Origin of the sequence: Paenibacillus sp. D9 (assembly GCF_001188365.1) — a bacterium.
In the GTDB taxonomy this organism is placed as follows: Bacteria; Bacillota; Bacilli; order Paenibacillales; family Paenibacillaceae; genus Paenibacillus_O; species Paenibacillus_O humicus.
Map to the genome: position 1 here is coordinate 3,550,833 of NZ_JZEJ01000001.1, position 13,267 is coordinate 3,564,099.

Consider the following 13,267-nt stretch of genomic DNA (forward strand, 5'->3'; position numbering starts at 1 on the left):
TCAGGGGTTCTGGACGCTGAACGTATCCCCGCCCTTGATCGTCCCCGATTCGAAGCCTTTGTAGAACCAGCGCTTGCGCTGCTCCGATGTGCCGTGCGTGAAGCTCTCCGGCACGACATACCCTTGCGACTGCTGCTGGATGCTGTCGTCGCCGACCGCGCTGGCTGCCGTCAGGGCCTCGTCGACGTCGCCTTCCTCGAGCAGATTGTTTCCTTGCTCGTAGTGGGCCCAGACGCCGGCATAATAGTCCGCCTGCAGCTCCAGCCGGACCTGGTACTTGTTGTACTCCGTCTCGCTGAGCTTTTCGCGCAGCGGAGCGATCTTGTCCATCGTGCCGAGCAGCGTCTGCACGTGATGCCCGACCTCGTGGGCGATGACGTAAGCCATCGCGAAGTCGCCCGGCGCCTTGAACCTCTGCTTCAGCTCGTCGTAGAAGCTGAGGTCGATGTACAGCTTGCGGTCGCCCGGACAATAGAACGGCCCCACCGCCGAGGACGCGCTGCCGCAGGCGGATTGGACCGAATCGTTGTAAAGGACGAGCGTCGGCTTTTCATAGGTCATTCCCTGCTTCTCAAACACGTCGGTCCAGACCGTCTCGGTGTCCGCCAGCACGACTGACACGAACTGGGACAGCTCCTGCTCCTGCTGCGTCTGCTCATAGGGCTCCGAGGAGCTCTGCCCGCCGGTCATGCCTCCGAGCAGGTCGCCGGGATTTCCGCCGAGAAGCGTGACGATCAGAATCAGGATGATTCCGCCGATTCCGCCGCCGACCAGCTTGCCTCCGCCGCCCATTCCCCTCCGGTCCTCCACGTTGCCGCTTCCCTGCCTGCCTTGCCACCGCATGGCGACTCCTCCTCGTCTATCTCCAAAGGTCATTTCCCGTTGAAAGGTTTACCTTTGATATACCCGCAGGAGGCGGTTTGACGCTGGAAGAGCTTTCATGGAGCCGGCCCGGCGCCGGAGGTCAGAAAAAGCATCCGCCGTAATCGGCTTTGCGGTCGCGCCAGACGGAATGGACATGGCCGCGCCCGGGCATCGCAGCTTCCCTCTTCACGACGGATTCGATCCATAAGCGGGGGCCTTCGATTCGAAGGTAGGAGCCCGGCTCCTTGTCGTCCAACGAGCCCGACCAGCCGATGTAGGTCCTATCCAGAGCTTCTTCCGCGAAGTAGTCCGCCAGCAGCTGCGGCATATCGGAAGGATGGGCGTCGATCGCCCAGCCGGTGACGGCTTCTCTCACCTTGCGCTTCTGCTTGTCGTCCAGATGGGAGTACGGAAGGCCCTCGTGCTCGGGGAACCTCGCATCCCTGCCCGGTCCGAGACGCACATCCTCGAACTTCTCCTCGAGCTGAGCCGCCGCCAGCTGATCGGGGTTCAGAGAACGGAACAGCTCGTAGGAGGCTTGGAGCCGGCCTTCCATCGGTCCATAGGTCCGGCCGCCCGCCGCAGAGATTCTCGGCTCGATGCCGACGAACATCGGGGTCAAGCCTTGCTCTCGCGTATGGTACGTCCGGTTGACAGCCAGATGGTGGCCGCTGATCTGCAGCATCCATGGGTTCGACTCGCTCGGATCTCCCAGAAACGCCACATGATATAGACGGGAATCCCATTTCGGGTTGCCTGAAGCCTCCTGCTCCGCCTGATCGGCCAATAGGATTGCTTTCATCGTATGGTAGCCATGCGGCCCAAGAGCTTCCGCAGCGAGCGCTTTGAAGGCTTCCAGGCTGGCAGGACTCATCGAGCCCAGAGAAATGCCGTTGCGCGGCGCCTCCTCGAGCGGGAGATAGCTCCAATTCACCGCATGCTTTGCTGTGAACGGATACCGGATCGCCTTGCGCTGCTGCCTTGGGAGGGTATCCTCAAGCGCGCGGGCAAGACATGCGACCCGGCTGTCATGGGGCAATCGGGAGCATGCGGCCTTCGCCTCGCGGGCGATGCCTTTCTGCAAGGCGGTGTACACATCCGCCCCGCTTCCCTTCTTGCCGGGAGCCGGCTTCTGGACCGGATTGGCCCCGCCCTCATATGATGCGTTCCATGCGGCTGCTCCCACCGCGCCGGCGGAATTGCCCGGCCAAGCCAGCATCAGCGCCAGAAGCGCCGCTGCGGCTATGCTTTTGTTCATGATCGGTTAAGACTCCTTTATCCAGATGAGATAACGGGTGCGGCGCCTGCCTGTCATGCCTAGCATTCGCATTCGGCCGCCTGATCATTCCATTATTGTGGAAGAACGCAAAAAGGAGCGGTCCCTCAGTCAATGGGATGACTGACGGCCCGCCCTTCCGCAGACGACTTATCCGTTCTCTCGGCCGGCTGCCGGAGCGAAACGCCCGTTCCCGCCATACAGATACAAATCAGCTTCCTCCGATGGAACAGCGCCCATGTAGTCTTCATGCCCCTCAGGATGAACAGCCGGGGATTTGTACAAATAGGCATGGCCGTAAGGACCTGGCATTCCCTGCATTCCCTGCATTTCCGGCATCATCGGCCCGCCGCCGTATCCATGGCCGTACATGCCGGGCATTCCCTGCATTTCCGGCATCATCTGCCCGCCGCCGTATCCATGGCCGTACATGCCGGCCATTCCCTGCACGAGCGGCTGAGCGTGGCCAACGCCGTAGCCATGCCCGCCGGGAGCCTCCTGCAGCGCCTGGACCTTGCTGCAGCCCGGAGGCGGTCCAAGAATGAGGGACTGCTGGATCGGCGCCACAGCCTTGGCGTATTCTTCTTCATCTACGCAGTACGCCAGGTTCATGATTTCCTTGGGCGTGAAGCGGAGGAAGTCCGAGCCATAGACGATATCCGGAGTCGGCTGATCGAATATCGTCAGGATATGAGCCTTCTCGGACAGCGTCACGATCCAGTGGAACCAGCCCTTCGGCAAGACGGCGACTTGACCCGGCTTCAGCTTGCAGTTCATCAGCTTCTGAGTGAACGGATCAAATACGGAGGTCATGACTTCGCCGCTGATGACGAAGACCAGCTCCGTCACATTGGTATGCCAATGCGGCTGAATGATGATGCCTTTAGTCAAATGAACGTTGAATAGGCCCGTCCGGATGGCCGGAAGCTGCTCGCCGAACAGCTGCGTAATGTAGTTGTGCGAATCCCGCTTGAAATTCAGCACCTCGTTGGAGTCAGCGCATAAGGTCAAATTCGGGGATTGCAGGATGGAATCGGTCACGTTCATGTTCCTCCACTCTAGGTTGCAGTCTAGTTCACTGTATGCCCAGAACGGCCGATCTGCTCCTCCCTGCCGGCAAGCCCATCGCCTGCATCCTAAAAAAAGAAAAAGCACGGGCAACAAGCCCGCGCTTACTCAAGCTATTCGATCTTGAACCGGTCGACCATCCGCTTCATCTCTTCCGCCATAGCGGAGAGATTGCTGGCCGAAGCATGGATCTCCTCCATCGACGCAAGCTGCTCTTCGGTCGAGGCAGCGGCTTCCTCCGAGCCGGCCGCATGGGACTGGGCGATGCCGGCGATCTGCGAGGCCGCATCGGTGACCTCCTGAATGCTGCCCGTAATCTGCTTCACGACATCCGCCATTTCCTCGATATGCGGAATCATGTTTTCTGTGCCGGACAGAATTCGGGAGAACTTCTCCGAGGTGAGCTCCGATATGCTCAGTCCCTGCTGAGCGCCAGCCACAACCTCGCTCATGATGGCGACGGACGCTTCCGTGTCCTGCTGGATGCCGGCGATCAAGGCCGCGATGTTCTTGGCCGACTGCTGCGACTGCTCCGCAAGCGCCCTTACTTCGCCGGCCACGACCCCGAAGCCTTTGCCGTGCTCGCCGGCGCGGGCGGCTTCGATCGCCGCGTTCAAGGCAAGCAGGTTCGTCTGACGGGCCAGATCCGCAATGACTTTCAGGATGCCGCCGATTTCGCGGGAGCGTCCGGACAGCGAGGCGATCACCTCATTGGATTTTTGGACCGACTCATGAATGAATCTCATCTGGTTCAGGTTGTCCTCCACATACCGGCTGCCGTCCTCCGCCTCTCCGAACGTCTGGCGGGAGAACTGCAGCACGCTCTCGGAGCCCGCCGAGATGAGCCTTGCGCCTCCCAGCACTTCCTGAAGGGCATTCTGATTCTGATCCAGCCGCACCGTCGTCATCTCGGCGCCGCCCGCGATTTCCTGGATCGCGGAGGCGACCGTCTCGGCAGCCTTGCCCGACTGCTGCGCCCCAACCTTGAGCTGCTCGGCGGATGCGGCCAGCTGTCCGGCGCTTCCGGCAATGCCCCCGATCATTTCTTTCAGTCCGACCGTCATCTCATGGAAGGCTTCGTTCAGCTGATAAATTTCGTCCCGGCCGTGGATGACGAGCTTGTCCCCCGTCAGATTTCCCTCTGCGACCTGCTTCACCGATGCAGACAGCCGGATGAGCGGACGGGTAAGAAACCACGACACGAGGCCGCCCAATGCCAGCGCGACCAGAGCGGCCGCCGTGCTGATGACGATGACGGCGACCAAGCCTGCATGCGCCTGGTCTGACGCTTTCTTGACATTGTCGGGAATAACGGTGCCGCCCATCCATTCCGCCATGGAATCGGCCTGGCTCGTAATGGACTCACTGACGGGAAGAATGATCGTGACGCCTTCTTCCGCCGCCTTTTTCTTGTTGCTCAAATAACTGTTCATCACCTTGACGGTCACTTGCTTGAATTGCTGGTTGGCCTCGCCGATCGCTTTCAGCCGTTTTTGGGACTCCTCCAATACCGCAAGCTCAAGCCCTTTTTTGACAGCGGCGTCGATCCGGCTGTTGGCGTCATAAATCTGCGTTTTGTACTTGGCGTCTCCATACAGCATATATGCTCGGAAAGCGCTGATCTGCACCGCGGAATCGGTCTGGATGGATTGGGCGAGAGACCTCAACTCACCGGCCGTATTGACGATGTAGTCATAGGATTTCTTCGTATCCTCCACGTTGTGGACCGTAAAAACGGACGATAGCCCAAATAACAAAGAAACCAAAACAAAGCTGCTGATCAGCTTCATTCTAATGGTGAAATTAACCTTCATGGGGTCTGTGGATCCCTCCGTGTCAAAAGATACGTATGTTATCGACGGAGTGGAGAAAAATATTGAGGAATGGTGAAAAGTGATTGGCAGGCTTTCACTTTGGCGGAATAGAGATCGTCGAGGAAGGACGCGCAATAGCAAGGTATAAGCCCCCCTGCCGTTCGGCCATGCTATCAAGCAGGGAGGTGAATGCAATGGCCAAGGATGTTCTTTGCGAAGTGAACTCCTGCCGGCACTGGGCTGCCGGCAATAAATGCGCGGCTACGTCCATCTATGTCGTCAGCCACAGCAAAACAGCCAGCAATTCCGAAGAGACGGACTGCAAAACGTTCGAACCGAAAATTTGATTCCCACTCGGACAGCCGACCGCCGGCTGTCCGTTCTCATTTCCGGCTCTCCTTTAGCATAACCAACAGTGATAATGATTATCACTGTTGGCTGAAATTATTCCCGCCCAGACCCTTATACGCAAAAAAGCCGCCCGGCCTCCGGCCGGACGGCTGATGCCGCTCAACTTGCTGATGCAGGAACTGCCCGCTGCTTAGCGGCTCTTGTTCGCCGGAGCTGCCGTGCGCTCTCCTGCCGGGCGCTGCCCTCCGCGGCGCTGCCAGCCCTGCTTGGCTCCTTGCCCCGACTGGCCGCCTTGGCCGGCTCCGTGCTTGGCTTGACCGCCGCCGTTGCCCGGGGAAGCTTGCTTTGCCTGAGCACCTTGGTTCCCGCCGCGGCCGCCGCCCTGTCTCGCTTGGCCTCCGCCCTTGGACGAGCCTTGCTTCGCCTGCGCGGCCGGCTTCTCCGACGGCGCCGGAGCCCCCAGCATCGGGTACGGATGGTCCGATACAACCGGAATTTTCTTCTTTGTCACCTTCTCGATATCCTTGAGGTAAGGAAGCTCCTCCACCTCGCAGAACGAAACGGCGATTCCGCTATGTCCGGCCCGTCCTGTACGGCCGATCCGGTGCACGTACGTCTCGGGCATGTTGGGCAGATTGAACTGGATGACATGGGACAGCTCGTCGATATCGATGCCGCGGGCGGCGATATCGGTCGCTACGAGCACCCGCGTCGCTCCTTTCTTGAAGTTGCTCAGAGCAGCCTGGCGCGCGTTCTGGGACTTGTCGCCGTGAATCGCCTGGGCGGATATGCTTTTCTTCGCCAGGCCCTTCGCGACCCGGTCCGCTCCATGCTTCGTGCGGGTGAAGACGAGCACCGAGGAGATCGTCTCGTCCTGCAGCAGATGGGTAAGCAGGGACAGCTTGTTTTCCTTGTCGACCAGGTACACCGACTGCTCGATCCGATCGACCGTCGAGGACACCGGGGTAATTTCGATCTTGACCGGATTCACGAGCAGCGATTCCACGAGACGGGCGATCTCCGGAGGCATCGTGGCGGAGAAGAACAGCGTCTGCCTCTTCGCGGGCAGCCTGGTCATGATCTTCTTCACGTCGTTGATGAAGCCCATGTCGAGCATGCGGTCGGCTTCGTCCAGCACAAGCACTTCGACATGCTGCAGATCGGCATGCTTCTGGTTGATGAGGTCGATCAGACGTCCCGGCGTCGCGATCAGGATATCCGTGCCGCGCTGCAGCTGCTGCTCCTGGGCATACTGGGAGACGCCGCCGACGATGACGACGCTGCGCAGCTCGGTGAAGCGGCTGTAGGCCTTGATGTTTTCTTCAATCTGGATGGCGAGCTCCCGCGTCGGCGTCAGGATGAGCGAGCGGATGACCCGCTTGCCGGCAGGCTTGCCGCCCGGACGTCCGGCGCTCAGCTTCTGGATGATCGGAATGGAGAACGCTGCCGTCTTGCCTGTGCCGGTCTGGGCGCAGCCAAGCACGTCCCGTCCTTCAAGCGCAGCCGGAATCGCCTTCTCCTGGATCGGCGTAGGCTGCGTATAGTTTTCTTTGCTCAGCGCCTTGAGTATGGCCGGCGCGATGTTCAGTTCTTCGAATTTCATATGGTCTCCTATGTTAAACGTCTATTTTCGCGTGTGCTCACGAACCGTTCCCCTCCATCATAACCCATCGGCGAGCGGGAATACAGGAACATTGGCAGAAGCCGCTTCCATTCAGGCGCCGGCGCAGTCCAAAAAAGCAGGCCGCCGGCGGCAGCCTGCTTCTTGGGGCTTGACCAAAAACCGTTTGTCAATGGGCAGCCTCGACCTCATCGACATGCTTCACATGCTTATGATTGGCCAGCATGTACAGCACCGATACAAGCACGAAGGCGGCTCCCACGATGAACGGCACATGGGGATTGAACCATTCCGCCAGCTTGCCCGCGAAATAAGGCGCGATCGCGCCGCCGAGAAACCGCAGGAAGCTGTAGGCCGCGGAAGCTGTCGAGCGCTCGACGGGAGCGGCGTTCATGACGCCGGTCGTAATGAGCGTATTGTTGTTGCCGAGCAGAGCCCCCGCGAAAACAACGCAAGCGATGACAACCCAGTGGATATCGGTCCAGATGCCCATCGCCAGCAGCGTGAGGCCGAACAGCGCCAGCATGACCGCCATCGACTTGACCGTGCCGAACGCCCGCTGGAGCTTGGGCGCCATGAAGACGGAGGTGAAGGCGAGCAGAACGCCCCAGCCGAGGAAGACGTAGCCGATGCCGTGGATGTCCAGCCCCATGACGAAGGGAGCGTAGGCCATCAGGGTGAAGAAGCCGAAGTTGTAAAAGCATGCCGTGAGCCCGAACACGACCAGCGACCGGTGCCGCATCGCCTTGAACGGATCCAGCAGGGAAGCCGACAGCTTCTTGGCGTAAGCCGGCGTCTTCGGCGCTTCCGACTTCGGCATGAGGACCGCCAGCGCGATGAAAGCGAGAACCATCAAGGCCGCAACGCCGAGGAACGGTCCTCTCCAGGAGATCGAGCCGAGCTCGCCGCCGAGGATAGGGCCGACGGAGATGCCGAGGCCGATGGCGGCTTCATACAGGATGATGGCTTTGGCGACGCCGCTGCGGGAGAGCGACACGATCGCCGTCAGCGCCGTGGCGACGAACAGCGCATTGCCTAGGCCCCAGCCCCCGCGGTACCCGACCAGCTCCCAAATTCCATTGGAAAATCCGCCGAGAGCGGAGAAAATGGCGATGATGACGACGCCGAGCAGCAGCGTCCGCTTCATGCCGAGCCGGGAAGTGATCGTGCCGGTAATCAGCATGGCGACGGCCATGACGGCGTTATAGCTGGTGAACAGCAGGCTGACCTGGCTTGGCGTCGCATTCAGCTTTTCGGAAATGGCCGGCAAGATGGGATCCACCAGACCGATCCCCATGAAGGCGATGATTCCGGCAAAAAAAACGGCCCATACGGCGCGCGGCTGATTCAGAATGCCGCTGCGCGCGGCGGGCAATTCAGGCTTTGCAGCTTGTTGAGCTCTATTGGCCACGAAGGCTCACTCCTATTCGATTTCGTATCTGATCTTGGCTTCCTGGATCTTGCCCTTCAGCTCGATAAATTCCGACCGGATCTTCATGATCCTGGCGATCTTCTGATCCATCATCTTCAGCTGCTTCTCCACGGTCTTCTCCATATCGCCAATGATGGAGCGCTTGCGTTCGGCATCCTCCACCTGCCGGATGCCGTCCCGCAGCTCGCTCAGCTCTTCGCCGATCGAGACATATTCCTGAAGCTCCTGCAGCGAGAAGCCGAGCGAATCGCGAGCGTTGACGATCTTCTTCAGCCTCTCGACATCGAATTCGGTGTAGAGACGGAAGCCTCCCCCGCTGCGTTCCGGAGCCAGCAGCCCGATCTCCTCGTAATAGCGCACCGTCCGCTTCGTCAGGCCGCACAGGTTGGCGACATCTTCAATCTTGTAGATTTTTATCCCTTCCCTCTATATTATTTATAACTAAAATAATTATCTTAAAGATACCACCTTGTAACCTTAACGTCAACGTCAACCTTTCTCGATAAGATGCCTGGAGATCCGGATTTAAGCGGTACTCTTGGGCTTTTGGGCATAGAAAAAAACGGAGCCCCTGTCCCGCAGGCCCCGCTTCTATGGTGCTGGCATTCCCACTTGCTTATCCCGCTCCGTCTATCCGGACCGTAACAATGACCCCGTCCGAATTGTTGCCGGACAGCTCGTACGGCTTTCCCGCCGGAATTTTCACCGTCGTCTTACTCTGGACCGGATAATAGGAAATCCGGTACTTGGCGCCATCCACTTCCGTTTCGATCGCCCCTCGATCCTTCAGCAGGTTCAGATATTCTTCCAGCACGAGTCCTTCCCGATGCATGACCGCGCTATGCGGCAGACCTACGTAACGGAAATGCCAGGGCTCGTAGCGGATGCCGGTCACGTCGGTCTTGTCCTCCGGATACCTCAGGATAAATCCGTACTTCCATGCGTTCTTTTTCAGCCACTTGCCTTCCGGGGCTTTGCTCATCTCGGCGGTGCTGGAGCCGATATCCAGCGACAGGCCCAGATTATGCTCGCTGTGGCCCGGCGGAAGCGCCGAATTGCCGCCAAGCTCGCGGTAGAGCTTGTCCTGCTCCTCGTCGCTCCTGTAGCCGCTGCTGATCAGGAAATGGTTGACCCCGTCCTTGTCGGCGTCCTTCACCATCGCAATGAACCGCAGCGCCACGCTCTTGGAGAGCCGGATCTTGTTGTCGAGAAGGCCGTAGCCTTCCAGGAGCTCCTTGTGCTCGTACAGATTCACCACATCGGACTTGGCGTATGTCGACGGAACGGCATGTTCCTTATTGACCAGCACCAAATTCCCTTGCTTGATTTGTGCTTTGCCGACCGAAATGGATTCGGTTGCCGGCGCACGATCCGAGGCCGGATTGTCCGATGCCGTCTGAGAGGGCGCCGCCGGCCCAGGCTGCGTCCGGGGTTCCCTCGCCGCGCAGCCGGCCGCCGCTAGAATAAGCAGTCCTATGATGGCGTATTTTTTCATTCGTCGCTTTCCCTCCGCTCTATTCTTGCCAAGTCTAAGGGAAAGTCATTAAGAAGAATTTCAGACCTTTTAAATTTTTTCTTAAATGGCGGCGATTGGATACCGGGGAAAGAAGGGCAAAGGACAGCAACATTCGGGACGCGGCATCCCTGAACGCCAATCAAGCCTTCTCCGAAAGGTTCCGGGAAGGCTCTTCATGGAGGCTGCGGCCGCTCTTTATCCGGCTTGACCTTGCAGCGGCAAGCGGACTTCAAATACGGTTCGGATCGCGCTGCTTTCGGCCGCAATTTTCCCCTTGTGCCGGTCGATGATGTTTTTGGCGATGAACAGGCCGAGTCCCGTGCTTCCTTCCTGATGAGTTCGGGCCCGATCGCCTTTATAGAACATTTCGAACAAGCGGGGCAGCTCGTCCTCCGGAATCATATCGCCGTAATTGGCGATGCGGACGACGGCTTCTTCCCCCTCTTTGCCGCATTGGACATCCACGAACTCCCCGTCCCTGCCGTACCGGGCGGCGTTGGCGAGCAAATTCTCGAACACCCGCGCGAGCAGCTCGCCGTCGCCGTTCACGATGAGACCCGGGGCGATGTCCGGCCTGACGCTGAGCCGGTTTTGCTGGAACAGGGGATAGAGCTCTTCGTTCAATTGCGCGAGCAGCTCGCTCAGATCCAGAGCCTCGGTCTCGAGCGGGAGACGGCCGTAGTTCATCCGGGTGACTTCGAACAGGCCGTCGATCAGCTTTTCGAGGCGCCTCGACTTGTTGAACGCGATGGACGTGTAATGCTGCTTCTGCTCCGGGGACAGCCCGCCTTCGCGCAGGATGAGGTCCAGGTAGCCCAGCACGGAAGTAAGCGGCGTGCGCAGGTCATGGGCCAGATTCAGGACGAGCTGGTCCTTGCTGCTCTCCGCGAAATCGCCCCGTTCGACCGCGCGCTGCAGGTTGGCGCTGGCCGCATTGATATCCCTCGCGATGCTCTCGAACTCGTCGCGGGAAGCGATGTCTACGCGCCCGCTAAAATCCCCGGATGCAAGGCGTCCGATTCCGTCCGATATTTCGCGGAAGTACGCGGCGTAGGGCTTGGTCAGGAAGAAGAAGAAGAGCACCGCAAGCGGGACGAACAGGATCAGGAAGAAGTTCAGATCCCCGAAGCTGCGGATCGCATGGCGGAGCCGCTCAAGCGGCTCCCCGTATCTCACATGATTGCTGTAATAATACTGCAGCCCCTTGAACACGGCGTACGTCGCCAAGCCGGACAGCAGCATGCTGAGCGCCAGCAGCGCGATCATTCGGGCTCTGAAGCTTCTCAGCCACTTATCCATTGAACTTGTATCCCACTCCCCAGATCGTCTTGATCCACTTGTCCTTGTCTTCGCCAAGCTTCTTGCGCAGCGTGCGGATATGGACCATCACCGTATTGCCGCTCTCGAAGTATTCCTCTTCCCACACATGGCGGAAAATGTTCTCGGCTGCGAACACCTTGCCGGGATGGCTTGCGAGCAGATGGAGGATGTCGAATTCCTTGGGCGTCAGCTCCACGCTCTGCCCGTACACGGCAACTGTGCGCCGCATGGAGTCGATCGCCATTCCGCCAAGCTCCAGCACCGAATGCTCCTCCTTCGGCCGGCTCAGCTGCAGAGACCGCCGGAGCTGCGCATTGACCCGCGCCAGAAGCTCAAGGGGGTTGAACGGCTTGGTCATATAATCGTCCGCCCCCATGACCAGACCGGATATTTTATCGAAGTCCGACGTTTTGGCGCTCAGAATGATGATCGGAATATGATTCTCCACCCGGGTCTGCCGAGTCACCTCGTAACCGTCGAGACCCGGCATCATAATGTCGAGAATGGCCAGGTCGACCGGCTGCGACTGAATCGTCCGCAGCGCCTCGGCACCATCCGCCGCCTTGATGACGTTGTATCCTTCCTTCTCCAGATGCAGAGCGACCAGATCGGCAATCTCCGCCTCGTCATCCGCGACCAGAACCGTTATAGGCTTCACCCGCTGTCACCCCTCCCTGATTCCTGCCTTCAAGGCATCTCTTTCCTTCAGTTCTACCAGAGTCGGCTCCAAAAGACCAATCGTTGGGGGCAGACAACAGTCAAAACAGGAAAAAGACCGCCTGTAAAGGCGGCCTACCTGACATCCTAACCGGACAGCATGGAGTCTCCGCCTGTTAGAGAGCATGGCCGACTGCGGCCATGTTTTTTTGGCGACTGCGAGCCGTCGGCTGCGGACGGCTCAGCCCGGATACCACAAAGGCTTGCACCGGCTGAAGCCCTCGTGATCGTCGATGACCTTGCCTATCCGCTTCAGCATGTCCGCCGTCTCTGCCGGCCTTACCCGGACGATCCAAGGAACGGAAGAAAGGCAGACCAGGCCGATATAGAACGCATACAGCTGCCAGAAGCCGTCATCCGGCTCCCCGTCATGATAGCCGCGAATCTGGCCGGCCGTGAACGGCACGCTCGTCTCGGCGCTGAAGAAGCCGGCCTTGGCGAATTCCTGAACGGAATCTCCCCAGCCGTACCGGTTGAAGTCGATGATTCCGGCCAAAGCCCCATCGTGGACAATCAGGTTCCCGACGTGATAGTCATGATGCTGGAATACGCTTGGCCTGCCTTCGGTCAGCCCGATATGTTCCTGCAGAAATTTCAGCAGTTCATCGCCTCGGTCCAGCCTGATGCCGCAGGCCTCATATTCCTGCATGTATTTCCGGTACCGCGCCAAGATCCGATCCTGCCAAGGCTCCACGTCTGCCGGGACGCCGGCCCGGTGGATCTTGCGCAGCTCCCGTCCCGCGTGAAGCCCGATCGACTCCTGCTTCCCGACCGGCAGACGAGGCAGCGCCTCCGACGCCTCTTCCCCCTCGATGTAGGTGACGAGCATGTAGCCCAGTCCTTGATCCGGCAAGCTGCCGGCCTGCACAGGCCTGGAGCACAGAACGTCCAGCTCCTTCATCTCCTCCAGAATTCCGTATTCCCTGGCCTTCGTCCCGGCCTGCTCGATCCCGTAAGCACGGAGGACGTAACGAGGCTTTCCCTCGCTGTCGGAAACCAAATATTTGGCATCGTCCGAGTAGCCCTTGAGAATCGGTTCGATTTCTCCGCAGCCGCTCAATAGAGGAATCCATCGCCGCCATGCTCGCGGATGGTCCATCGGCTTCATTTGCATCCCGTCCTTTCGGCTCTAGTTCACGTCTTCCCCCTCTATTTCGAGGCTTTCTTGCCTGCTTCCTCCCGGTTCCCGGCAAGCCGTTCCGCTATTCCTCCATATGGAATTGAACGAATCGCCGCCCGGCGGCGTCACATCCCTTTGATAGGCCAAAAGGAAGAGGCGCGCAACAGG

Annotated in this window: 12 protein-coding genes; 1 reads left to right on the forward strand and 11 read right to left on the reverse strand. The window is 59.3% G+C overall.

What is annotated here, in order from left to right:
- From ypfJ to VE23_RS15940, 4 genes are all read right to left on the reverse strand, one after another.
- On the reverse strand, positions 1–843 hold the full coding sequence (gene ypfJ, locus VE23_RS15925) for a KPN_02809 family neutral zinc metallopeptidase (protein WP_048745789.1): 843 nt from the start codon (positions 841–843) through the stop codon (positions 1–3).
- A gap of 121 nt (positions 844–964) precedes the next feature.
- A complete protein-coding gene (locus VE23_RS15930) occupies positions 965–2,122 on the reverse strand; it encodes a DUF3500 domain-containing protein (RefSeq protein ID WP_049868524.1) in 1,158 nt (385 codons plus the stop codon).
- Positions 2,123–2,290: 168 nt separating this feature from the next.
- Entirely contained in the window at positions 2,291–3,181 is an 891-nt protein-coding gene (locus tag VE23_RS27755; protein WP_332310174.1) for a cupin domain-containing protein, read from the reverse strand.
- Positions 3,182–3,321: 140 nt separating this feature from the next.
- Entirely contained in the window at positions 3,322–5,022 is a 1,701-nt protein-coding gene (locus VE23_RS15940; RefSeq protein ID WP_049868525.1) for a methyl-accepting chemotaxis protein, read from the reverse strand.
- A gap of 194 nt (positions 5,023–5,216) precedes the next feature.
- On the opposite strand from VE23_RS15940, the gene VE23_RS25970 reads away from it, so the two are divergent.
- The gene (locus tag VE23_RS25970) at positions 5,217–5,369 is read left to right on the forward strand and encodes a DUF1540 domain-containing protein (protein WP_083436193.1); all 153 of its coding nucleotides are present in this window, start codon (positions 5,217–5,219) and stop codon (positions 5,367–5,369) included.
- Between the two features lie 194 nt (positions 5,370–5,563).
- Here VE23_RS25970 and VE23_RS15945 read toward each other — a convergent pair whose 3' ends face one another.
- The 7 genes from VE23_RS15945 to VE23_RS15975 all read right to left on the reverse strand — a co-directional run bounded on the left by VE23_RS15945 (position 5,564) and on the right by VE23_RS15975 (position 13,087).
- A complete protein-coding gene (locus VE23_RS15945; RefSeq protein ID WP_083436194.1) occupies positions 5,564–6,976 on the reverse strand; it encodes a DEAD/DEAH box helicase in 1,413 nt (470 codons plus the stop codon).
- 187 nt (positions 6,977–7,163) lie between these two features.
- Positions 7,164–8,405: an MFS transporter gene (locus tag VE23_RS15950; RefSeq protein ID WP_049868526.1), complete on the reverse strand. Its 1,242-nt coding sequence runs from the start codon at positions 8,403–8,405 to the stop codon at positions 7,164–7,166.
- Positions 8,406–8,417: 12 nt separating this feature from the next.
- On the reverse strand, positions 8,418–8,786 hold the full coding sequence (locus tag VE23_RS15955; protein ID WP_232316974.1) for a MerR family transcriptional regulator: 369 nt from the start codon (positions 8,784–8,786) through the stop codon (positions 8,418–8,420).
- 256 nt (positions 8,787–9,042) lie between these two features.
- Complete coding sequence (locus VE23_RS15960; RefSeq protein WP_021877677.1) at positions 9,043–9,921, reverse strand: M15 family metallopeptidase; 879 nt, start codon at positions 9,919–9,921, stop codon at positions 9,043–9,045.
- 216 nt (positions 9,922–10,137) lie between these two features.
- Entirely contained in the window at positions 10,138–11,241 is a 1,104-nt protein-coding gene (locus VE23_RS15965; protein WP_049868528.1) for a sensor histidine kinase, read from the reverse strand.
- Positions 11,234–11,920, reverse strand: a complete 687-nt coding sequence (locus VE23_RS15970; RefSeq protein ID WP_048744159.1) for a response regulator transcription factor — start codon at positions 11,918–11,920, stop codon at positions 11,234–11,236. Before VE23_RS15970 ends, VE23_RS15965 begins: the two co-directional genes overlap by 8 nt.
- A gap of 240 nt (positions 11,921–12,160) precedes the next feature.
- Positions 12,161–13,087 carry a phosphotransferase family protein gene (locus VE23_RS15975; RefSeq protein ID WP_232316975.1) on the reverse strand — a complete coding sequence of 309 codons (927 nt, stop codon included), beginning with the start codon at positions 13,085–13,087 and terminating at the stop codon, positions 12,161–12,163.
- Positions 13,088–13,267 lie beyond the last annotated feature (180 nt).

Coding starts and splice junctions, on each gene's coding strand:
- VE23_RS15965 (WP_049868528.1), bottom strand. CDS start 11,241: ATGGATAAGTGGCTGAGAAGCTTCAGAGCCCGAATGATCGCGCTGCTG.
- VE23_RS25970 (WP_083436193.1), top strand. CDS start 5,217: ATGGCCAAGGATGTTCTTTGCGAAGTGAACTCCTGCCGGCACTGGGCT.
- ypfJ (WP_048745789.1), bottom strand. CDS start 843: ATGCGGTGGCAAGGCAGGCAGGGAAGCGGCAACGTGGAGGACCGGAGG.
- VE23_RS15975 (WP_232316975.1), bottom strand. CDS start 13,087: ATGAAGCCGATGGACCATCCGCGAGCATGGCGGCGATGGATTCCTCTA.
- VE23_RS15930 (WP_049868524.1), bottom strand. CDS start 2,122: ATGAACAAAAGCATAGCCGCAGCGGCGCTTCTGGCGCTGATGCTGGCT.
- VE23_RS15960 (WP_021877677.1), bottom strand. CDS start 9,921: ATGAAAAAATACGCCATCATAGGACTGCTTATTCTAGCGGCGGCCGGC.
- VE23_RS15940 (WP_049868525.1), bottom strand. CDS start 5,022: ATGAAGGTTAATTTCACCATTAGAATGAAGCTGATCAGCAGCTTTGTT.
- VE23_RS15945 (WP_083436194.1), bottom strand. CDS start 6,976: ATGAAATTCGAAGAACTGAACATCGCGCCGGCCATACTCAAGGCGCTG.